Here is a 20,319-nt window from a genome sequence, read left to right on the forward strand (position 1 = left end):
CGGGAGGAATCAGTGATGGAACAGTTTCACGCAACAACCATATTCGCTATTACGCATAACGGGGCAACCGCGATGGCCGGTGACGGTCAGGTTACCTTTGGAAACAGCATGGTCATGAAGCATGGGGCCAAAAAAGTGAGAAGGCTCTATCGCGGAGAAGTTTTGGCAGGATTTGCAGGCTCAGTTGCCGACGCAATTACGCTGTTTGAAAAGTTCGAAGGCAAGCTCGAGGAATACCATGGAAACCTTCAGCGGGCTGCTGTTGAGTTGGCGAAGGAGTGGCGTTTGGACAAAGTTTTGCACCGCCTGGAAGCGATGATGATTGTTGGCAACAAGGATCACCTGCTGCTGATCTCCGGCAACGGAGAAATCATCGAGCCAGATGACGGGATTTTGGCGATCGGCTCTGGCGGAAGTTTTGCCCTGGCTGCCGGTCGCGCTCTGAAAATATACGCGCCGCACCTGAGTGCCCGGGAAATTGCAGAAGCATCACTTCGAACCGCTGCGGAGATTTGCGTGTTCACGAACAACAATCTTGTGGTGGATGAGTTGAATTGAGCAAAAGGGAGGAACTTCTGTGCTGAATCTTGAGCAATTAACTCCGCGTAAGATCGTAGAGCATTTGGACAAATACATCGTCGGGCAGGCACAAGCCAAGAAAGCCATCGCTGTGGCGCTTCGCAATCGCTATCGTCGGAGCCTTTTGCCGGAGCAGATGATTGACGAAGTGGTTCCCAAAAATATTTTGATGATCGGACCGACCGGGGTGGGGAAAACCGAGATTGCCCGCCGGATCGCCAAGCTGACCGGCGCGCCGTTTATCAAAGTAGAGGCGACCAAGTTCACCGAGGTTGGCTATGTAGGACGAGATGTTGAGTCGATGGTGCGCGATCTGGTGGAAGCCTCCATCCGAACTGTGAAGCAGGAAAAAGTGGAATCCGTCAAAGAAAAAGCGGAAAAGCTCGCCAACGAGGCGATCGTAAACGCATTGGTTCCATCCCGGAAACAGCAAAGCTCGTTCAAAAATCCGCTGGAAATGCTGTTCGGCGGACAACAGCAGCAAGAGCAAACGTCGCATGACCAGGAAGAAGCTTCCGTTCTGCAACAGCGCAGACAGGTGGCTTGGCAACTAGCGAATGGACAGTTGGAAGAACAAATGATCGAGATAGAGGTAGAAGATCAATCGCCAACGATGTTCGACATGTTCCAGGTTCCGGGTACAGAACAAATGGGGATGCAAATGCAGGATATGCTCGGCAGCTTGATGCCTAAACGGACGAAGAAGCGAAAATTGCGAATTAAAGATGCCCGAAAGGTATTAATTCAGCAGGAAGCGCAAAAACTGGTGGATATGGACGAAGTTACGCAAGAGTCGATCCGTCGGGCAGAGCAGCATGGCATTATCTTTATCGACGAGATCGACAAGATTGCAGGCAAGGACGGCCGTGGACCGGATGTATCCCGCGAAGGCGTGCAACGAGATATTTTGCCGATCGTGGAAGGTTCTACGGTTATGACGAAATACGGTCCGGTAAAAACCGATTACGTCCTGTTTATCGCGGCTGGAGCGTTTCACATGGCCAAACCGTCTGATTTGATTCCTGAGCTGCAGGGGCGTTTTCCGATCCGGGTTGAGCTGACGAGCTTGCGCGTCGAGGATTTTGTGCGAATTTTGACGGAACCGAAAAATGCGCTGCTCAAGCAGTATGTGGCTTTGCTGGAAACAGAAGGCGTGCGGGTAGAATTTACGCAGGAAGCGATTCAGGAGCTCGCGAAAATGGCTGCGGAGGTCAATCAGAGCACAGACAACATCGGTGCTAGACGCTTGCACACCATCCTGGAAAAGCTGCTGGAGGATCTCTCGTTTGAAGCCCCGGAAATTCATCTGGAAGTTGTGCAAATCACCCCTGATTACGTCCGGCAAAAGCTCGGATCGATCGCGGGGAACAAAGACTTGAGTCAATACATTTTATAATGATTGGGTAGGTAGTACACATACATTGGGAGGAAATACAGATGGATCTACTGTCGAAAACAAGAAGAATTAACCGCATGTTGCAAAAATCTGCGGGCCATGCTGTTAATTTTAACGAAATGGCGCAAGTGCTGAGTGACGTAATTGAAGCGAATACATTTGTCGTAAGTCGCAAAGGCAAGCTGCTTGGTTTTGCCATCCACCAGGAAATGGACAATGGCCGCATGCGCAAAATGCTGGAAGAGCGCCGTTTTCCAGAGGAGTACAGCCAAGGTCTTCTGAAAGTGGAAGAAACGTCCGCAAACCTGGACGTAGAAAGCCCTTACACTATTTTCCCGGTGGAGATGAAAGACGTATTCCGTTCCGGCTGGACGACTCTCGTTCCGATCATGGGTGGCGGAGACCGTTTGGGTACACTGATTCTCGGACGCATCAACGACCAGTTTGTGGACGATGACCTGATCCTCGCGGAAGTGGGCGCGACCGTAGTAGGAATGGAGATCCTGCGCGAGCGTTCGGAAGCGATTGAGGAAGAAGCGCGCAGCAAGGCTGTCGTGCAAATGGCAATCGGTTCCTTGTCCTACAGCGAGCTGGAAGCGGTTGAGCACATTTTTGAAGAGCTCGAAGGCAAAGAAGGCTTGCTCGTCGCTTCGAAAATTGCCGATCGCGTAGGCATTACCCGCTCCGTTATCGTAAACGCACTGCGCAAGCTGGAGAGTGCGGGGGTCATTGAATCCCGTTCCTTGGGAATGAAAGGAACTTTTATCAAAGTTTTGAACGAAAAACTGCTGCCTGAGCTGGAAAAGCTCAAAACTTCGTAAGGAAAATGGCAATAAAAGTTTAGTCAAAGTGAACTGAAAGGTATAGCGACATCGGTTGCTATACCTTTTTTCATGGGTATTTATACCCAGTTTCAACAATGTCCGACAAACCGCTTCCAGAAATTATCTATTGATTTTTTAGTGCTAGCCCACTTGTGACGCATTGAATATGGATTGCATGTCAAAACAAGTAAAAAACAGGGATTTAGTGCCATTGAATCATTTTGAAAGTCGCCATCAATAGGGGCTTTTTTCACTATTACGATTTTGCTATGATTGAATCGTAAATTGGATGTCGAAAATACAGGAATTATAGGCAGTTTTGTGGAAATGAATTGACACATAATTGGGGGAGAAGGCTATATGCTGGAGAGCTATCATCTGCAGGTCCTAGAGAGAGCGATGAATGCCGCGACGTTGCGGCACCGGACGATCGCGAACAATCTTGCCAACATCGATACCCCTCAATTCAAAAGTCAACAGGTAATTTTTGAGGGCTATCTGCAAGAGGAACTAAATGGGCAAATAGGAAATGGGAAGCTTGCGGCTTATCGCACCGATCAACGCCATATTCCATTTGGCAATGCCGGCGGGGTTGCAATGCCTCAAGTCGTTTCCAATCCGAATAGCTACGTGCAGAACAGCGGGAATGATGTCGATCTGGAAGCAGAGACAACAGAGCTGGCGAAAAACCAGATCTGGTACAGCGGCTTAACACAACTGACAGCAGGGCATTTCCAGAAGCTGCGCAGTGTCATTGAGGGTGGAGGGAAATAACGATGAGCTTGTTTCAAGGAATTAATACGAGTGCCTCTGCATTGACTGCCAATCGCTTGCGCCTGGATACGATCGCGTCGAATATTGCGAACGCAGAAACGACACGCGCGAGTTTTGTCGATGGCAAGTGGCAGCCGTACCGTCGAAAAATGGTCGAATTGTCACCCCGCTCGACCCAATCGTTCGACAGCTTTCTGCAGGCGGCAGTGGGAACTGTTTCTGGCAGTGGCGGAGAACAAGGGGTAAGAGTCACGGCCATTCAGGAGGACACCACGCCATTTAAACGCGTATATGACCCTGCTCATCCCGATGCGGATCAAGAGGGCTACGTGCTTTTGCCGAATGTCGATCCGATGAAGGAAATGGTCGACCTGATCTCGGCATCACGATCCTATGAGGCCAACGTGACAGCTTTAAACGCAAGCAAGGCGATGATGTTGAAAGCATTGGAAATCAAATAAAGCAGGTGAACAATAAAAGATGGACATAAACGCACTTTCCCAAACGGTTCCGGTTCGGACGCCTGTCGCAAACAAACTGCCAACGCCTGCCGAAGTGACAAAAGACTTTTCGTCGTACTTGACGGACGCGCTAAGCCAGGTGAATCAGGCTCAAGTAGAATCGGCAAATCTTGCAGATCGATTCGCTGCCGGAGAAATTACGGATGTGCATCAATTGACAGTCGCCGGACAAAAAGCTTCCGTGATGCTGCAATTGACCATGCAAGTCCGGAATAAAATGATCGAGTCCTACCAAGAAATCATGCGAATGCCGATTTGATTGTCGTTTTATCCAGTGAGAGGTGAATCATGAACGAACGTTTAGCTTTATACAGAAATCAGCTTACGTCTAAATGGAACCAGTTTTCCAAGAAACAAAAATGGATGATTGCCGGAATCTCGCTTTTTCTGCTAATTTCGCTGGGCTTATACATATACATCGCTTCTCAGCCGGTCTACAAGCCACTCTACGATCAGAGACTGAGCGAGCAAGAAATCGGCGCAATCAAAAAAGAACTTGAAGGCCAGCAGATTCCGTACCGGATTACGGGAAATGGGACAAGCATTGAAGTACCGGAAAAAATGGCACAGGATGTCATCGTCGATCTGGCCGCACAAGGAATCCCCAGCCAGGCAGGCATCAACTCTGAGATTTTTTCCAATACGCTCGGTGTTACCGACAGGCAATTCGATGTGATGAAAAAAGAAGCGTTGCAACAAGAGCTGCGCAAAATGCTCGAACGTGTGAAAGGCGTGCGCTCGGCACAAGTGATGATTACACTGCCGCAGGAAAGTGTTTGGGTGACAGAGACACCGGATACGGCAACGGCATCGGTCATCGTCGACGTGGAACCGGGTACGACGCTCGATCAAAAGCAGATTAACTCGCTGTATTTGCTCGTTTCCCGAAGCGTTCCGAAATTGCCGATGGACGCCATCGCGATTACGGACCAATACTCGAATCCGCTGGAACGCGCGGAAGGCAACGAAGCAGAAGGAACATTAAGCAGCTTCAAACAGCAAGAGGCAATCAAGTCCGAGGTTGAGAAGAAGATTCAACAAAACCTGTATAACTTGCTTGGAACGATTATGGGCCGAGACAAAGTGATTGTGCACGCATTTATCAAAATGAATTTTGATAAGGAAAACCGCGTGGAAAATCTCGTGGAGGCGCCCGACAAAGAGAACAACGAAGGACTTATCATCTCTTCTCAAAAATTATCAAAAGCTTTCTCGGGTCAAGGCCAACCGCCGGGGGGCATCGCCGGAACAGGCGCGAATGCAGTCCCCAACTACCCAGGGAACAATCCTCAGGGCAGCAACAGTCAGTATGAAGAACTGAATGATACCATTAACCGCGAAGTCAATCGAATCACGCGAAATGTTACACTAAGCCCGTACAAGATTGAAGATTTGACGATCAACGTAGGGGTCGAACCGCCGACTGGCGGAGAATTAGATGCTGCTACAATCGAAAGTATCAAACAGGTACTGCGCAATGTCGTCCGTGTGACACTGAGCGACAGAGCGACCGATTTGAGCGAAGAAGAACTGGACAAACACATTTCCGTTCTCCCACGTCAATTTTCTGGCAAAGTGGCTGTCGAAGAATCCAGTGCACTCAGCCCGGCTGTATTGTGGACCGTTGGTGGTATTGCCGTGCTGGCTCTCGCCGCTGTAGCCTTCCTCATCATCCGCAGACGCAACCAGGCGAAGCAGGAACAGGAAGAAGAAATGTCAGACTTGCTGGCTCCAAACCAACCTGCCGAAATTCCTGACTTGATCTATCAGGAAGATGGAGACCAGGTCGTGGTCAGAAAACAGCTTGAAAAATTGGCGCGAAGCAAGCCGGATGAATTTGTTGTTCTGCTTCGTACTTGGCTAGCAGAAGATTAAGGAGTGAAAGATATGGCTCGCGGCGCTAAAGAGTTGTCGGGAAGACAGAAGGCGGCTATCCTCCTCATCTCACTAGGGCCGGAAATCTCTGCCCAGGTGTTCAAGCATTTGCGTGAGGATGAGATTGAGCAGTTGACATTGGAAATTGCCAATGTGCGAAAAGTAGATACTGATGAAAAAGATAAAATCTTGGCTGAATTTCACCAAATCGCCGTAGCGAAGGAAGTCATTTCGCAAGGCGGCATTACGTACGCAAAAGAAATTTTGCAAAAAGCGCTGGGCGAGACGAAAGCGATGGATATCATCAATCGCTTGACGGCAAACCTGCAAGTGCGGCCGTTCGATTTTGCCAGGAAGGCAGATCCTGGTCAAATTTTAAACTTCATCCAAAACGAGCATCCGCAGACCATTGCACTGGTGCTTTCTTATCTCGAACCGCAGCAGGCTGCGATGATTTTGTCGGCTTTGCCGCAAGAGCGCCAGGCTGAGGTAGCGAAGCGGATTGCGACGATGGACAGCACTTCTCCGGAAGTGATCGCCCAGGTGGAGCAAGTCCTCGAGCAGAAGCTCTCGGCAACGGTGACACAGGATTATACGCAAGCTGGCGGGATCGAGGCAATCGTGGCAGTTCTCAATGGTGTCGATCGTGGGACGGAGCGCACGATTCTCGATTCTCTCGAAATTCAGGACCCCGAATTGGCCGAAGAAATCAAGAAGCGCATGTTTGTATTCGAAGATATCGCCACACTGGACAACCGCTCCATTCAGCGCGTCATCCGCGACGTGGAAAATGCGGATTTGCAGCTTTCGCTCAAAGTGTCCAGCGAAGAAGTTCGCGAAGTTATTTTCCGCAACATGTCCAAACGGATGGCGGACACTTTCAGAGAAGAAATGGAGTTCATGGGACCAGTTCGTCTGCGCGACGTCGAAGAAGCACAATCTCGTATCGTTGCGATTATCCGTCGCTTAGAGGAGGCTGGTGAGATCATCATCGCCCGCGGTGGAGGAGATGATATCATTGTCTAGGATCATTAAAGTGGCGAATTATCGGCCTTCAGAGGACTCTGTCCTCCTCTCGGTGACGCCTGTACCACCTAAGACGGAAAGTGATCCCGAAAGGTTGCAAAAAAATCTACAAATTTTTCAAGAAGCTGAAATAGAGGCCAAAACGATTCTGGCAGACGCGGAAGAAACCGCGCAAACCATTCTCCGCCAAGCGATAGAAGAGGCCGAACAACTGAAGCAGGAAGCCTCGCTGGAGATTCAGCAATGGTGGGAGCAGAAACAGCAGGAGGCTGCCCAGTTGTTCAGCTCGACGCAGGAGCAAGCGACGGCCGAAGGACACGAAAAAGGCTTTGCAGAAGGCAAGCAGCAAGCGTACGAGGAAGAGACGCAAGCACTCGCCGAGGCGCGTGCGATTCTGGAGCAGGCATACAGCAGCAAGCAGCAGATCATCGCGGAAGCAGAGCCGTTTTTGGTAGAGCTGGCCCTGGAAATCGCCAAAAAAATTATCGGACAGGAACTGCAGCAAAATCCGGAGCAGGTGCTGGAAATTGCGAAAAAAGCGCTGCGGCGCTCGCGAGTCCACGGCGAGATCACGATCTGCGTCAACCACAACTACTTCCATTACGTTTCCGAGCATCGCCCCCAACTGCTGGCGTTGCTGGAAGGACAGGCGGAGCTTTCCATCTATCCGGACTACACGATAGCAGATGGCGGCTGTGTCATTCGCACACAGCTCGGAAGCGTGGACGCACGGGTGGATACACAACTAGAAGAGATCAAACAAGCATTGCTTGCGATTGCCGGAGGAAGTGAGTCCCGATGAGCATCCTGGACATATCCAAGTACAGACAGGCGCTGTATGAGCTCGATCCGCTACGCGTGAACGGGAAAGTGACACAGGTGGTCGGCCTGACCATCGAGTCGCAAGGACCCGAAGTGAAGCTCGGCGAGATTTGCCATCTGTACCCGACGAACAGCAAAGAGCCGATTATCGCCGAAGTGGTTGGTTTTCGGGAAAACAAAGTGCTGCTGATGCCGCTTGGCGAGCTGACAGCCATCGGACCGGGCTGCGACGTTGTGGCGACGGGCCGATCGCTGGAAGTAAAAGTAGGGCCGGAAATACTCGGCTCGGTGCTGGATGGACTGGGCAGGCCGTATCAAGGGACGCTGCCGCTCGGACTGGCTTCCTATCCGACGAACAACCTCCCGCCGAACCCGATCCTGCGCCCGCGCATCAAGGAGCCGCTCAGCGTCGGCGTACGCGCCATAGACGGACTTTTGACGGTCGGAAAAGGACAACGTGTCGGCATCTTTGCCGGATCAGGGGTAGGGAAAAGTACTCTGATGGGGATGATCGCCCGCAATACGACGGCGGACATCAACGTCATCGGGCTGATCGGGGAGCGCGGACGCGAAGTCATGGAGTTTATTGAACGCGATCTGGGGGAAGAAGGGCTAAAGAGGTCTGTCGTCGTCGTCGCCACTTCCGACCAGCCGGCCATGATTCGCATCAAGGGAGCCTTGATTGCGACCTCGATCGCCGAATATTTCCGGGATCGCGGACTGAATGTGATGCTGATGATGGATTCTGTCACCCGGTTTGCCATGGCGCAGCGGGAAGTGGGACTAGCCATCGGAGAGCCTCCAGCCACACGCGGCTACACCCCGTCCGTGTTCGCCCTGATGCCGAAGCTGATGGAGCGGGCAGGAACGGCCGACAAAGGCAGCATCACGGCGTTTTACACGGTACTCGTCGACTCGGATGACATGAACGATCCGATTGCGGATACGGCGAGGGGAATTTTGGACGGACACATTGTCCTCGACCGGAAAATCGCACAAAAAGGCCATTTTCCTGCCATTGATGTGATGGCAAGCGTCAGCCGCGTCATGTCGGAAATCGTCTCGGACGAGCACAAGGAAGCCGCCAGACAGTTGAAAAAGCATCTGGCGACATTCCGGGAAGCGGAAGACTTGATTAACATCGGAGCGTACAAGCCAGGATCAAACCGCGACATTGATGCCGCGATCCGCTATAAAGACATCATTTCTGAGTTTACGGCCCAAGGCACACATGAGCCCTCGACCCTTCAAAGCGCAATCAAGGCGCTGTTAGCCCATTTCGGAGGAGTGGACTAGAGTGAAAGTGTTTCAGTTTCATCTCCAAAAAGTTCTGGATCTGAAGGAAAAAGAGAAAGAGCAGGCAGAGTGGGCATTTGGGAAATCGATTCAGCGCAAAAACGAAGAAGAGTGGAAACTTGTGCAATTGACTGAACAGCATGATGAGATGACCCATATGCTTGAGGAAGCGCAAATGCAGACGTGCAGCGCGGCGCAGCTTATCTCTATCGCGCAGTACCAGCAAGCGGTAGCCCGCTCGATTACGAGGCAGCAACGAACCTTGCGCGGGTGTGAGCAGGACGTGGAGCGCTGTCAGTCCCATTTGACCGAGAGAATGAAAGAGTCCCAGTTGTGGCAACGACTGCGGGAAAAATCTCTCCATCAATTTCTCGACGAGCAGAGACAGCGTGAGCAAAAAGAAATGGATGAGATCGGCACGCAGCTCTATCTTCGCCGCAGCAACTAAGGGAGGTACCAGATGGAAGAAATCCAAGAAGAACGGGAATACGGCAGGTTGGAATGGTTTTTTTACATGATCGTCATTCCTGCACTGTTTGCCAGCCTCCTTGGCGGCGTTCTCCTGAGCTTGCTGGGAGTGAACGTGCTAGGGAATGTTCTCCACTGGGCTAACTCCATACCGTACGTGGAAAAGCTCGTCCCGGACGAATACGACACGCTGTCCGGTGAGGAGGAAAAGAAAGAACCAGACACGGAGAAGCAAGTGGCGACCCTGCAGCAAGACCAGGCGAAAAATCAGCAGCAAATTTCCGCGCTGAAAGAAGAAGCAGCGAAAAAAGACGCCACGATTCAAGCGCTGGAAAAGCAGGTGCAAGACTTGAACAAGCTCATGGAGGAACAAAGAGCCAGCGAAGAGGAGCGGCAAAAGCAGTTTACGGACCTCGCCAAAGTGTACACGACGATGTCAGCGAAAAACGCAGCAGCCATCATCGAAAATTTGAGCCTGGACGAGTCTGTCGCGGTCATGACCAAAATGAAGCCCAATCAGCGCGCAGACATTTTGGCAAAGATGGACCCGAAAAAAGCGGCAGACATTTCGATACTGCTGAAAGATTCTGTTGTCAACAAGGACGACGACATTGCGGCCTTGCAACAGCGGGTTCAGGTGCTGACAAAGGCGCTTAGCGAGACGCGCAGCGGCTCTTCCTCCAGCGCAAACGACCAGGCACTGAGCGAGACATTCGCGCAGATGCCAGCAGAAGATTCTGCCGCGGTCATTCGCTCGCTCATGAGTACGAACAAGAGCAGAGCGCTTACCCTCTTAAAAGAAATGCCTGCGGACAAGCGGGCGCAAACACTCTCTGCGATCGCCAAGGAAGACAAAAAAGAGAAAGACAATCTGGCGGCACGCATCACAGAAGAGTTGCTTCGATAACAAAAAGCATGGCTTTTCGTTGTCGTTTCCATAAGCAACAAATCCAAAAGAGGAGGTGAACGAGATGAATGTAGCCAATCTGACTCCGCCAGTAGGTTCAGCCGGGAGCGTCACATCTGTCGGTGCTGCCACAGGCAATGGAGATGCTGGCATGGGGCAGTTGTTCTCTTTGCAAATGCTGCAAACTTTTGAAACGATGCTAGACTCCAAAGGGGCAGTTGCTTCTCCGGCAGGCTTGTCAGAGGAAGACCAGAAATTGCTCGATGAACTGATGGCGTTGATCGCTCAACTGCTTGCCGCAGGTCAGCAAGGAAACGCAGAACTGAACGAGCAAGTAGGCGAAAAGGCAGCAGCGGTTGAACAGCTTTTGGGCAAAGTGTCCGGACAAGGCATGGAGCTTGCCTCGCAGGCTGGAGTGGATCTCAAGCAACTTTTGTCCAAGCTTTCGCAAAAGGAAGCATCTGCCGATGAGATGGACAAGCTGGCCGCACTTCTCGAAGCACTGAAGAACCAAAAAGGCAATGAAAGCAAAGCGAAGCATGGCGCGCTGCCGCTGCGCTCCGAGACGATTCCCAATCTAAATGCATCGCAGCAAGAAGCGTTCAAGACGATTTCGCCTTTGCGGATGAACCTCGGCCTGGCTGCCTACAAGCTGGAAGCGGGAGTATCTTCCCAACCGATCCAGCCGACGCTTTCCGGCAGTTTGCTGAATCAGGAAGGAAACCCGGAGGAATCGCTGCTGACGACAGCGAACCAAATTTCGGTTGTTTCCCAGCAAGCGCCTCAGACGCAAAGCGTGGCAAGTTTTCAACAGGCAGTCGGACAGACGCACCATGTGAACGCGAACCAATTGCCGCAGCAGCTTACCCAGCTTTTCGTTTCCAAGCTGCAACTAAGCGGCCATAACGGTGTGCATGAAGCACGGCTGATCTTGAATCCGCAGTCGCTCGGGCAGGTGGACGTGACGATTACTTCGCACAACGGGGTAATTACCGCCCAGTTCCACGCCGAGACACAGGCCGGAAAAGATTTGCTCGACAACCAGCTTCCGCAATTGCGGCTGGCTTTGACGCAGCAAGGCTTGCAGGTCGATCGTCTGGAGGTCAATCAACAGCAGGACACGGCATTCAGCTTCCAGCAACAGCGCGAGCAAGCCGGACAGCAGCGGGACAATCAGCAGCAACAGCAACAAAAACAGGCTGAACAAGAGTTTGCGCTAGAGGCGCTCGTAGACAGCAGTGAAACGAGCGAGTCGCTATGGAATCGCCTGCGGGAATCAGCCCGTGGAGTGGACGATCTCGTCTAGGGATGGAATGAAGGAGGAAGCAGCATGAACCATTTTCGTGTCGCGCAGCCCTATTTCCCTCCGAAACCGAATCACGTCACCAAAGCGGCTGCCCAGACAGCGCCGGGAGCCAGCAAAACGTTTCAACAGTACTTGACCGAATCGACGACTCCACATGCCAAAGCACAGCCACTTTCGTTCAGTCAGCATGCCATGAGCCGCCTGCAGCAACGTGGAATCGCGCTTGGAGGGCATCAGTTGGAACGTTTGGAGTCAGCGGTTCAAAAGGCAGCCTCCAAAGGGGCCAGAGAATCTCTCATCATTATGGATAACGTGGCTTATGTCGTGAGCATCGTAAATCGGAAAATCATTACCGCTGTGGACGATGGCAGCATGAAGGACAATGTATTTACCAACATCGACAGCGCCATCTTCGTATAAATGGCCTGTACGAGCGGGCTGGACCTCTCCGGAGGAAGCCTACGGGTTACCGAACGACAGAGGTAATCCAGACTTGTAAGAGAGCAGAGGAGGAGACAGATCATGCTTCGTTCCATGTATTCAGGTATCTCAGGTATGCGCGGCTTTCAAACAAAGCTTGATGTCATTGGGAACAACATTGCGAACGTAAATACGGTTGGCTTCAAAAAAAGCCGTGTCATGTTTCAAGATATTTTGAGCCAAAATGTGCAAGGTGCCGGCGCTCCGACCGACGGTGGAAAAGGCGGTACCAACCCGACCCAGATCGGTCTCGGTTCCTCGATCGCATCGATTGATACCGTGTTTTCGGCGGGAAGCCCGATGACGACAAACTTGCCGACAGACCTTTCCATTGAAGGCGACGCCTTTTTCATGGTGAGCCCGGATGACGGCGCGACGATCTACTACACGCGCGCAGGCAACTTCACCCGCGACTCCCAAGGCTTCCTGGTTAACCCGCAAGGACTGAAACTGTTGAACAGCGATGCTGCTCCGATCCAGATCAGCCAGGCTGACGGTGTCGTCTCCTACTCCATCGGCAAAGACGGCGTCATTACGACCGTAGACGATGCGGGCGCGCTTGCAGCCGACAACACGATTGGCGTCATGACGTTCAACAACCCGAGCGGTCTGAAAAAAGTCGGCAATTCGCTCTATGAAAACACGGTGAACGCCGGTGCTCGTGACGAAGACCCAATGACACCAGTTACTCCAGCAGATGCACGCGTGAGCATCATTGCCGGTCAACTGGAAATGTCCAACGTCGACCTCTCTGAAGAGTTCACGGAAATGATCGTGGCGCAGCGCGGCTTCCAGGCGAACTCGCGGATCATTACGACGTCCGATTCCGTTCTCGAGGAACTGGTGAATCTGAAACGATAACTTCTTGCAGTGGATTAGGCGGGGAAGCGATTTACTCCTTCCCCTGTTTAATCCCGAAAAGGAGCACACGATGATTAAACTGACCCGTTTTAACGGCACTGCGTTTTATCTGAACATCACTCACATCGAAACGGTTGAAGCAACACCCGATACCGTGATTACGTTGTTCAACGACAGGAAGTACATCGTGAAGGATTCCGTAGAGTCCATCGCTGAACGTGTTCAGGCTTTTTATCAAAACGCTCATCCGATAGCGACTGCACCCAAGCTGCCGGACGATTTAAATGAATAGCGGGAGGCATTGCGATGTTTCAAAATCGTTTGTTTAACATGGCTCTAATTATCATCATCGCGATTTCGCTACTGGGAGTCATCTCGTTTGTGCTCTGGCAAACGTATCTCTCTCCGGCCGGGCAGACGGCCAGCTCCGAAGAAAAAGAAGTGAAGCCTTTGTCAGCGAAAGAAATGCAGGAGTACTCCGTAGATACTGGCGAGATCACAACCAATTTGCTGACGAACAATTACATGATTGTGCGCTTCAGCATTACAGCGGACAGTGCAGATGCCAAAACGGAACTGGAGCAGCGATTGCCACAGGTCAATCAGGTGATTATTAAAACGTTGGCTGGCCTGACACCAGAAGACATAAAAGGAACCGAAGGCGTAAACAAGCTGGAAGCGAAAATCATGAATGAAATCAGCTCCCTGATGCAAGAAGGCAAAATCGTGCAAGTCGTGACGACCAAGCGGGTCTTGTCCTAGGGAAGCGATCACACGGATACATAGCAAGGAGGTGACGACATATGGCCGAGGTTCTCTCACAAAGTGAGATTGACGCGTTGTTGGCCGCTCTATCATCTGGTGAGATGGATGCCAACGAGCTGAAAAAAGAAGAGACTGAGCGCAAAGTCAAAGTGTATGATTTCAAACGCGCGTTGCGGTTCTCCAAAGACCAGATCCGTGGCTTGACACGAATCCATGAGAACTATGCGAGGCTGTTGACTACTTATTTTTCAGCTCAGCTCCGTACCTTCGTGCAAATTACGGTTGCCTCCGTCGATCAATTGCCGTATGACGAATTTATACGCTCCATTCCCAAGATGACCATCTTGAACATCTTCGAAGCTCCTCCTTTGGAAGGACGAATGGTCTTGGAGGTCAATCCAAACATCGCCTATACCATGCTGGATCGGCTTCTTGGTGGCCAGGGTGCAATCCCGGAAAAAATGGGTGCACTTACGGAAATTGAAACAACGGTGATGGAGCGAGTATTCGGCAAGGCGCTGGATACATTCCACGAGGCATGGAAGCAAATTATTGAGCTTGATCCGTACCAGGAAGGACTGGAAATGAATCCCCAGTTCATGCAGATTGTCTCGCCAAACGAGATTGTCGTCGTAATCTCGTTCAGTACGAAAATCGGGGACACGACAGGAATGATTAACCTTTGTCTGCCTCACGTCGTAATGGAGCCGATCATGACCAAGCTTTCCGGTCAGTACTGGTTCTCCAAGCAGAAAAAGACACGGGATGAAGATGAACGCCTGCGTGTCGAAGAACGAGTAAAGGTGGCCAAACTGCCGATCATTGCGGAAATGGGGACGGCTACGATTACCGTCGGCGATTTTCTGGCGCTGCAAAAAGGCGATGTCATCCAGTTGGATCAGTCGCTTGACAGCAAGCTGAAGATCAAGATAGGCGATCAGTTGAAGTTCCTGGGGCAACCGGGTACGCTCAAAGGCAGAATGGCCGTGCAGATTGATGAAGTCATAGAGGAGGGGGAGGACCAAAATGAGTAGAGATATGCTTTCTCAAGACGAGATTGACGCGCTACTTCGCGCGAACAACTTGGTTGAGGACGAAGAGGAAGCAAAGCCCGCGGAGAGTCAGAATGTGGCTGATTTTCTTTCCCCGTTTGAACAGGACGCGCTTGGCGAAATCGGAAATATCTCCTTCGGCAGCGCCGCAACCGCGTTATCCACTTTGTTAAGCCAGAAAGTCGACATTACCACGCCGACCGTTTCCGTTGTCAACGTGGATGAGTTGGAAAGCGAGTTTCCAATTCCTCATGTGGCGGTCCACGTCGAGTACACGGATGGCTTCAAAGGGATCAACCTGTTGGTCATTCGGATGGAAGATGCGGCGGTAATCGCAGACCTGATGATGGGGGGAGATGGCAAGCCTGCCGATACGGAAATGTCCGAGCTGCACATCAGCGCAGTCCAGGAAGCGATGAACCAAATGATGGGTTCAGCGGCGACATCCATGTCCACGATCTTCAACCAGTTCATCAACATTACACCTCCGGGCATCGACGTGATGGACTTGGCGCAGGGCAAGGGCGGAGACAGCTTCTCCGACGATGACAGCCCGCTGGTGAAAGTCTCCTTCCGCTTGAAAGTCGGCGAACATGGCGAGTTGATTGACTCGAATATCATGCAGCTTTTGCCGCTTTCTTTTGCGAAGAAAATGATCGACCGACTGGTGGGAGGCTCGGATGACGAGGCAGCCGCAGCACTTGTAGCCGAGACGGAAATGCCGTCTATTCCGGCCCCGAGCGCGTCCGCTCCACCGCCAGCCCAGCCTGTGCAGCAGGAGCCTGTACAGAGCCCCGTACCGCCTGTAGCGCCGCCGCCTCCTGCACAGCAGCCGATGCAGCAGCCACCGGCTGGATATGCTCCGCCGATGGGTTATCCGGGGCAACCGATGTATCCGGACCCATACGCGCAATATGCGATGCCGCCGGGGTATGCTCCGTATCCGGGCGTTTACCAGCAACCGCCTATGGCTCCGCCAGCGCCGCAGCATTTCGGAAGCCCGGCAGCCAACCAGGCAAATGTCGTGCCAGCGCAGTTTGCACCGCTTGGCGCGTCCCCGATGTACACAGGAGAACTGCAAAATTTGAATCTCTTGCAAGACATTCCGCTGCAAGTAACGGTGGAGCTGGGACGTACCAAAAAGTTGATTAGAGAAATTCTTGACTTGTCTGCCGGATCCATCATACAGTTGGACAAGCTGGCAGGTGAGCATGTAGACATTTTGGTCAATAACAAGTTGATTGCCAAAGGCGAGGTTGTCGTCATCGACGAGAATTTCGGTGTCCGCGTCACCGATATCATCAGCCAGTTTGATCGTGTTCAAAAATTGCAATAAACCACAAATCAAGAGCAAGTATTGGGGAGGATCTATTCATGTCAAACAAAGTATTGATCGTTGATGATGCAGCATTCATGCGTATGATGATTAAGGAGATTTTGTCCAAAAACGGCTACAGCGTCGTAGGGGAAGCAAGCGATGGAGCACAGGCGGTTGAGAAGTACAAGGAATTGGGACCAGATTTGGTGACAATGGACATTACCATGCCGGAAATGGATGGCATTTCTGCTCTGAAAGAAATCAAAAAGCTCGATCCGAACGCACGCGTCATCATGTGCTCCGCGATGGGACAACAGGCCATGGTTATTGATGCGATTCAGGCGGGCGCGAAAGATTTCATCGTAAAACCATTCCAGGCAGATCGCGTGCTGGAAGCGATCAAAAAGACTTTGAGCTAATGATGAAGATCCGGAATGCAGGGACGAGGCTTTTGTGGATCTTCAGTCTGATCCTCGTGCTGTTTGTCTCCGCCCTGCCCATTGCCGTCCATGCGGAAGGTACTGTAGCCGATGCGTACAACCAAGGGAATACAGACAAGAGCAATGCGCCCGCCGGCGGCGAACAGCCGGCGGCCATTCCGGGCAGCGGAACAGGCAGCATGATCGGTTATTTGGTGCAAGTCATTTTTTCACTCGGCTTTATCGCTGTTCTTATCTTTTTCCTGCTCCGTTTTCTCGGGCGACGCCAAGTCGGGCAAAGCCAAGGACCGATCAAAATTATCAGTGCGGCAGCCCTTGGCAACGGGAAGACGCTGCAGGTGGTCATGATCGGAGAGTCCTTGTACATTGTGGGAGTGGGAGAGAATGTCCAACTGCTTCGCCGCATCGAACCGGGGGAAGAGGTGGACCTGATCTTGGCCGATGCGGAAATCGCACCGATCAAAAACCCGTTATCGCTGAACTGGCTGCCATTCGGCAAAAAGAAGCAGGCTGACGAAGAGTTGCTGTTTTCTTCGGATGTGGACGGAAAAACCTTTCAGGAGCTTTTGAAAGGGCAGTGGGACAACGTGAAAAATCGACCACTCAACTCCGACTTGTGGGACAAAGAGGAAGTTTCCGACAGAGGGGACCGAAAATGAAATATTTTTTACAGGTGCTTGTGCTTGTTGCCGCAGTGCTCGCGGTACCGGAGATGGCGGCAGCCGCGCCAGGAGGAACACCGCTAATTCCGAGCATTGACTTGCAAATCGGCGGCGGCACTGGGACACCACAGGAGACATCCTCAGCGATTCAGTTGTTGCTGATCTTGACTGTGCTCTCAGTGGCACCAGCTATCTTGTTGTTGATGACGAGTTTTACGCGAATTGTCATTGTCTTGTCGTTTGTGCGAAATGCCTTGGCGACCCAGCAAATGCCGCCCAACCAGGTGCTGGTGGCGCTCGCTTTGTTTCTGACGTTTTTCATCATGGCCCCGACTTTGGGCAAAGTGAATGAAACGGCCGTGCAACCATTTATGCAGGGCAAGCTGACGCAGCAGCAGGCATTCGATGCGGCGGTCATTCCGTTCAAGGAATTTATGGCCAAGCAGACGCGCGAAAAAGATTTGGCGCTGTTTTTGGAATTTACGAAAGCGGAGCGACCGAAGACGATTCAGGATATTCCGCTTACTGTTCTCGTACCTGCCTATGCGATCAGCGAGCTGAAAACGGCCTTTCAGATCGGCTTTATGATCTTCATCCCGTTTCTGGTCATCGACATGATTATCTCCAGCATTTTGATGGGGATGGGGATGATGATGCTGCCGCCGGTCATGATTTCGCTGCCGTTCAAAATTTTGCTGTTCATTATGGTAGACGGCTGGTACTTAGTAGTGAAATCCCTTTTGACCAGTTTTTAGCGACATTCCGAAGGGACCAGGAGGTTAGAGCATGACACAGGAATTACTGATGCAAATTGCCCAAAGCTCTGTTTACACCATCCTGCTGGTTTCGGCGCCCGCGCTCGGGATCGCCTTACTGGTCGGGTTGATGGTCAGCGTTTTTCAGGCAACCACGCAAATTCAGGAGCAGACGCTCGCATTCATTCCGAAGATCGTCGCCGTGTTTATTATCATTTTGGCGGTAGGACCGTGGATGCTGCGCGTCATGCTAGATTTTACGATGGGGATCTTCGGAAACCTGCATCGTTTTGTCGGATAGCGTATGAGCCTTTATCTCACGTATTTGCCTGTTTTCTTGCTGGTGTTTGTCAGAATGAGCGCCTTTTTTGTAGTGGCTCCCTTTTTCGCGATCAGGGGCGTGCCTGCCCAGTTCAAAATCGGCTTGGCCTTCATCGTCGCCTTGATTAGCTTTCAAGCGTTGCCGGTGCAAGGACAGATTCCGCTGGATTTGACGTTTATGCTCTTTGTGATAAAGGAAGCGCTCGTAGGCTTGATTCTCGGCTATATTTGCGAGCTGATGTTTGTCGCTGTCCAGGTTGCCGGAGGGCTGATGGACATGCAAATGGGCCTGGCCATGGCGAACGTGATCGACCCGAAAACGGGCGCCTACATCCCTGTGACGGGGAACTTCAAGAATATCTTGGCGATTTTGTATTTTTTTAGCATCAATGGACATCACATGCTGCTGCGCGGGATCATGAGCAGCTACCAGGCGATTCCGGTGGATCGCATGTGGGCCGCTTTTGGCAGTGAAAGCGCGATGATGACAGCGGTCAAAGTGTTTCAGAACATGTTTTTGAGCGCGTTTTTGATGGCGGCGCCAATCGTGGTCGCGCTGTTTTTGGTAGACCTCTCTCTTGGTATTATCGCCAAATCTGTCCCGCAGTTTAATATTTTTGTGGTCGGCTTGCCGATCAAACTGCTTGCCAGCTTTCTGCTCTTGATCGTTGTCATGCCCGCCTTTTTACTGACGTTAAACGGACTGTTTGACAACATGTTCCGGGCACTCGCAGAAATGATGAAATCGCTCGGAGGATCACCATGACGCAGATGAGGTTCCTTTACCCCGTAGACCTGCAGTTTTTTAGCGGCGAAAAAACGGAGAAGGCGACTCCCAAGAAAAAGGAGGATGCCCGAAAAAAGGGGCAGGTGGCGAAAAGCCAGGATCTCTCTCCTTCCATCGTATTGACTTCGTTCTTTTTTTTGCTGATGATGCTCGGGCCTTCCATGCTCAGTACGTTCCAGAACCTGATGCGAGAAGCGCTTATCACGTTTACGAGCTGGCAGTTGAACGAAGAGAATCTGAAAGTCATCGTCATGTCGATGGCCTTCGAGGCGCTGAAAATCGTGGGCCCTGTACTGGGGCTGGCCTTTCTGGTCGCCTTCGCCGTCAATTACATGCAGGTGGGCTGGATGATTAGTACGGAGCCGCTGCAGATGAAGCTGGAGAAGCTGGACCCGATCAAAGGAGCCAAACGCATTTTCTCCATGCGCTCCCTCGTCGAATTGCTGAAATCGCTATTGAAAATCAGTGCTTGCATGTATGTGGCTTACGTCATTTTATGGAGTGCAAAAGAACAAGTCACCCAGCTTTCCTTGCTCTCGCTGGGGAGCGTCCTGTCTTTTACAGGAACTGAAGTAACCAAACTCGGAATTTACATCGGTTTGCTGCTGTTCATTCTGGCGATTATGGATTACGCCTATCAACGGTATGAACATGAAAAGAATTTGCGGATGTCCAAACAGGACATTAAAGACGAGCACAAGCAGGCGGAAGGGGACCCGCTAATCAAAGGGAAAATTCGCGAGAGGCAGCGGAGCATGGCGCTGCGTCGGATGATGCAAGAGCTGCCGAAAGCGGACGTCATCATTACGAACCCGACCCACTTTGCCGTCGCAATCCGCTACGATGCCAGTGCAATGAGCGCCCCTACGGTAGTGGCAAAAGGCCAGGATTACCTGGCGCTGAAAATCAGAGAGGTGGCCAAGAAGCACCGGATTGTTACGATGGAAAACAAGCCCCTGGCCCGGGCTCTCTATAGTCAGGTTGAAATTGGACAACAAATTCCCGAAGAGATGTTTAAAGCGGTCGCGGAAGTCCTCGCGTACGTCTACAAGCTGCAAGGGAAAGTGAAATAACGAGGAAGGAG

Annotated in this window: 25 protein-coding genes; all 25 read left to right on the forward strand. The window is 51.6% G+C overall.

Annotated features, from left to right (window positions below; all coding sequences use genetic code 11):
• Window positions 1-15 precede the first annotated feature (15 nt).
• The 25 genes from hslV to flhB all read left to right on the forward strand — a co-directional run bounded on the left by hslV (window position 16) and on the right by flhB (window position 20,308).
• A complete protein-coding gene (hslV, locus tag BA6348_RS13180) occupies window positions 16-558 on the forward strand; it encodes an ATP-dependent protease subunit HslV (protein WP_005834269.1) in 543 nt (180 codons plus the stop codon).
• Between the two features lie 19 nt (window positions 559-577).
• Window positions 578-1,975 (forward strand): ATP-dependent protease ATPase subunit HslU, encoded by a 1,398-nt coding sequence (gene hslU, locus BA6348_RS13185; protein ID WP_005834268.1) that lies wholly within the window; start codon window positions 578-580, stop codon window positions 1,973-1,975.
• A 41-nt stretch (window positions 1,976-2,016) separates the two neighbouring features.
• Entirely contained in the window at window positions 2,017-2,796 is a 780-nt protein-coding gene (gene codY / locus BA6348_RS13190) for a GTP-sensing pleiotropic transcriptional regulator CodY (RefSeq protein ID WP_005834266.1), read from the forward strand.
• Window positions 2,797-3,159: 363 nt separating this feature from the next.
• Window positions 3,160-3,573: a flagellar basal body rod protein FlgB gene (flgB, locus tag BA6348_RS13195; protein WP_005834264.1), complete on the forward strand. Its 414-nt coding sequence runs from the start codon at window positions 3,160-3,162 to the stop codon at window positions 3,571-3,573.
• Between the two features lie 2 nt (window positions 3,574-3,575).
• The gene (gene flgC / locus BA6348_RS13200; protein ID WP_005834262.1) at window positions 3,576-4,034 is read left to right on the forward strand and encodes a flagellar basal body rod protein FlgC; all 459 of its coding nucleotides are present in this window, start codon (window positions 3,576-3,578) and stop codon (window positions 4,032-4,034) included.
• Window positions 4,035-4,053: 19 nt separating this feature from the next.
• A complete protein-coding gene (fliE, locus tag BA6348_RS13205; RefSeq protein ID WP_005834260.1) occupies window positions 4,054-4,353 on the forward strand; it encodes a flagellar hook-basal body complex protein FliE in 300 nt (99 codons plus the stop codon).
• A gap of 29 nt (window positions 4,354-4,382) precedes the next feature.
• Window positions 4,383-5,969, forward strand: coding sequence for a flagellar basal-body MS-ring/collar protein FliF (fliF, locus tag BA6348_RS13210; RefSeq protein WP_005834259.1), 1,587 nt, complete (start codon window positions 4,383-4,385; stop codon window positions 5,967-5,969).
• Window positions 5,970-5,981: 12 nt separating this feature from the next.
• A complete protein-coding gene (gene fliG, locus BA6348_RS13215; protein WP_005834258.1) occupies window positions 5,982-6,995 on the forward strand; it encodes a flagellar motor switch protein FliG in 1,014 nt (337 codons plus the stop codon).
• Window positions 6,979-7,797: a flagellar assembly protein FliH gene (gene fliH, locus BA6348_RS13220; protein ID WP_007777769.1), complete on the forward strand. Its 819-nt coding sequence runs from the start codon at window positions 6,979-6,981 to the stop codon at window positions 7,795-7,797. The genes fliG and fliH overlap by 17 nt, the downstream gene beginning before the upstream one ends.
• Window positions 7,794-9,113, forward strand: a complete 1,320-nt coding sequence (fliI, locus tag BA6348_RS13225) for a flagellar protein export ATPase FliI (RefSeq protein ID WP_122952498.1) — start codon at window positions 7,794-7,796, stop codon at window positions 9,111-9,113. Before fliH ends, fliI begins: the two co-directional genes overlap by 4 nt.
• A 1-nt stretch (window position 9,114) precedes the next feature.
• On the forward strand, window positions 9,115-9,561 hold the full coding sequence (gene fliJ / locus BA6348_RS13230) for a flagellar export protein FliJ (protein ID WP_005834253.1): 447 nt from the start codon (window positions 9,115-9,117) through the stop codon (window positions 9,559-9,561).
• Window positions 9,562-9,573: 12 nt separating this feature from the next.
• On the forward strand, window positions 9,574-10,488 hold the full coding sequence (locus BA6348_RS13235; RefSeq protein WP_005834251.1) for a MotE family protein: 915 nt from the start codon (window positions 9,574-9,576) through the stop codon (window positions 10,486-10,488).
• Between the two features lie 64 nt (window positions 10,489-10,552).
• The gene (locus BA6348_RS13240; RefSeq protein ID WP_026557322.1) at window positions 10,553-11,794 is read left to right on the forward strand and encodes a flagellar hook-length control protein FliK; all 1,242 of its coding nucleotides are present in this window, start codon (window positions 10,553-10,555) and stop codon (window positions 11,792-11,794) included.
• A gap of 24 nt (window positions 11,795-11,818) precedes the next feature.
• Window positions 11,819-12,214: a TIGR02530 family flagellar biosynthesis protein gene (locus BA6348_RS13245; RefSeq protein WP_005834248.1), complete on the forward strand. Its 396-nt coding sequence runs from the start codon at window positions 11,819-11,821 to the stop codon at window positions 12,212-12,214.
• Window positions 12,215-12,316: 102 nt separating this feature from the next.
• On the forward strand, window positions 12,317-13,135 hold the full coding sequence (gene flgG, locus BA6348_RS13250; protein WP_007777776.1) for a flagellar basal body rod protein FlgG: 819 nt from the start codon (window positions 12,317-12,319) through the stop codon (window positions 13,133-13,135).
• Window positions 13,136-13,205: 70 nt separating this feature from the next.
• A complete protein-coding gene (locus BA6348_RS13255) occupies window positions 13,206-13,427 on the forward strand; it encodes a flagellar FlbD family protein (protein WP_005834244.1) in 222 nt (73 codons plus the stop codon).
• Window positions 13,428-13,441: 14 nt separating this feature from the next.
• Complete coding sequence (locus BA6348_RS13260; RefSeq protein WP_122952497.1) at window positions 13,442-13,897, forward strand: flagellar basal body-associated FliL family protein; 456 nt, start codon at window positions 13,442-13,444, stop codon at window positions 13,895-13,897.
• A 41-nt stretch (window positions 13,898-13,938) separates the two neighbouring features.
• Entirely contained in the window at window positions 13,939-14,934 is a 996-nt protein-coding gene (gene fliM / locus BA6348_RS13265) for a flagellar motor switch protein FliM (protein ID WP_007777779.1), read from the forward strand.
• Window positions 14,927-16,288, forward strand: a complete 1,362-nt coding sequence (fliY, locus tag BA6348_RS13270; RefSeq protein ID WP_026557321.1) for a flagellar motor switch phosphatase FliY — start codon at window positions 14,927-14,929, stop codon at window positions 16,286-16,288. Before fliM ends, fliY begins: the two co-directional genes overlap by 8 nt.
• 38 nt (window positions 16,289-16,326) lie before the next feature.
• Complete coding sequence (locus BA6348_RS13275; protein ID WP_005834238.1) at window positions 16,327-16,689, forward strand: response regulator; 363 nt, start codon at window positions 16,327-16,329, stop codon at window positions 16,687-16,689.
• A gap of 32 nt (window positions 16,690-16,721) precedes the next feature.
• Window positions 16,722-17,369 (forward strand): flagellar biosynthetic protein FliO, encoded by a 648-nt coding sequence (locus tag BA6348_RS13280; protein ID WP_238500992.1) that lies wholly within the window; start codon window positions 16,722-16,724, stop codon window positions 17,367-17,369.
• Entirely contained in the window at window positions 17,366-18,127 is a 762-nt protein-coding gene (fliP, locus tag BA6348_RS13285) for a flagellar type III secretion system pore protein FliP (protein WP_005834235.1), read from the forward strand. Before BA6348_RS13280 ends, fliP begins: the two co-directional genes overlap by 4 nt.
• Before the next feature lie 31 nt (window positions 18,128-18,158).
• Window positions 18,159-18,428 carry a flagellar biosynthesis protein FliQ gene (gene fliQ / locus BA6348_RS13290; protein ID WP_005834233.1) on the forward strand — a complete coding sequence of 90 codons (270 nt, stop codon included), beginning with the start codon at window positions 18,159-18,161 and terminating at the stop codon, window positions 18,426-18,428.
• A gap of 3 nt (window positions 18,429-18,431) precedes the next feature.
• Window positions 18,432-19,214 carry a flagellar biosynthetic protein FliR gene (fliR, locus tag BA6348_RS13295; protein WP_007777786.1) on the forward strand — a complete coding sequence of 261 codons (783 nt, stop codon included), beginning with the start codon at window positions 18,432-18,434 and terminating at the stop codon, window positions 19,212-19,214.
• Window positions 19,211-20,308, forward strand: coding sequence for a flagellar biosynthesis protein FlhB (gene flhB / locus BA6348_RS13300; RefSeq protein WP_005834229.1), 1,098 nt, complete (start codon window positions 19,211-19,213; stop codon window positions 20,306-20,308). Before fliR ends, flhB begins: the two co-directional genes overlap by 4 nt.
• The last annotated feature ends 11 nt before the right edge of the window (window positions 20,309-20,319 follow it).

The organism is Brevibacillus agri, assembly GCF_004117055.1.
Taxonomy (GTDB): Bacteria; Bacillota; Bacilli; order Brevibacillales; family Brevibacillaceae; genus Brevibacillus; species Brevibacillus agri.

What these genes read in the sequence shown, in the direction of transcription:
- hslV (WP_005834269.1), top strand. Translation starts at nt 16, where the DNA reads ATGGAACAGTTTCACGCAACAACCATATTCGCTATTACGCATAACGGG.
- codY (WP_005834266.1), top strand. Translation starts at nt 2,017, where the DNA reads ATGGATCTACTGTCGAAAACAAGAAGAATTAACCGCATGTTGCAAAAA.
- flgB (WP_005834264.1), top strand. Translation starts at nt 3,160, where the DNA reads ATGCTGGAGAGCTATCATCTGCAGGTCCTAGAGAGAGCGATGAATGCC.
- flgC (WP_005834262.1), top strand. Translation starts at nt 3,576, where the DNA reads ATGAGCTTGTTTCAAGGAATTAATACGAGTGCCTCTGCATTGACTGCC.
- fliE (WP_005834260.1), top strand. Translation starts at nt 4,054, where the DNA reads ATGGACATAAACGCACTTTCCCAAACGGTTCCGGTTCGGACGCCTGTC.
- fliF (WP_005834259.1), top strand. Translation starts at nt 4,383, where the DNA reads ATGAACGAACGTTTAGCTTTATACAGAAATCAGCTTACGTCTAAATGG.
- fliG (WP_005834258.1), top strand. Translation starts at nt 5,982, where the DNA reads ATGGCTCGCGGCGCTAAAGAGTTGTCGGGAAGACAGAAGGCGGCTATC.
- fliH (WP_007777769.1), top strand. Translation starts at nt 6,979, where the DNA reads ATGATATCATTGTCTAGGATCATTAAAGTGGCGAATTATCGGCCTTCA.
- fliI (WP_122952498.1), top strand. Translation starts at nt 7,794, where the DNA reads ATGAGCATCCTGGACATATCCAAGTACAGACAGGCGCTGTATGAGCTC.
- BA6348_RS13235 (WP_005834251.1), top strand. Translation starts at nt 9,574, where the DNA reads ATGGAAGAAATCCAAGAAGAACGGGAATACGGCAGGTTGGAATGGTTT.
- BA6348_RS13240 (WP_026557322.1), top strand. Translation starts at nt 10,553, where the DNA reads ATGAATGTAGCCAATCTGACTCCGCCAGTAGGTTCAGCCGGGAGCGTC.
- BA6348_RS13245 (WP_005834248.1), top strand. Translation starts at nt 11,819, where the DNA reads ATGAACCATTTTCGTGTCGCGCAGCCCTATTTCCCTCCGAAACCGAAT.
- flgG (WP_007777776.1), top strand. Translation starts at nt 12,317, where the DNA reads ATGCTTCGTTCCATGTATTCAGGTATCTCAGGTATGCGCGGCTTTCAA.
- BA6348_RS13255 (WP_005834244.1), top strand. Translation starts at nt 13,206, where the DNA reads ATGATTAAACTGACCCGTTTTAACGGCACTGCGTTTTATCTGAACATC.
- BA6348_RS13260 (WP_122952497.1), top strand. Translation starts at nt 13,442, where the DNA reads ATGTTTCAAAATCGTTTGTTTAACATGGCTCTAATTATCATCATCGCG.
- fliM (WP_007777779.1), top strand. Translation starts at nt 13,939, where the DNA reads ATGGCCGAGGTTCTCTCACAAAGTGAGATTGACGCGTTGTTGGCCGCT.
- fliY (WP_026557321.1), top strand. Translation starts at nt 14,927, where the DNA reads ATGAGTAGAGATATGCTTTCTCAAGACGAGATTGACGCGCTACTTCGC.
- BA6348_RS13275 (WP_005834238.1), top strand. Translation starts at nt 16,327, where the DNA reads ATGTCAAACAAAGTATTGATCGTTGATGATGCAGCATTCATGCGTATG.
- fliP (WP_005834235.1), top strand. Translation starts at nt 17,366, where the DNA reads ATGAAATATTTTTTACAGGTGCTTGTGCTTGTTGCCGCAGTGCTCGCG.
- fliQ (WP_005834233.1), top strand. Translation starts at nt 18,159, where the DNA reads ATGACACAGGAATTACTGATGCAAATTGCCCAAAGCTCTGTTTACACC.
- fliR (WP_007777786.1), top strand. Translation starts at nt 18,432, where the DNA reads ATGAGCCTTTATCTCACGTATTTGCCTGTTTTCTTGCTGGTGTTTGTC.
- flhB (WP_005834229.1), top strand. Translation starts at nt 19,211, where the DNA reads ATGACGCAGATGAGGTTCCTTTACCCCGTAGACCTGCAGTTTTTTAGC.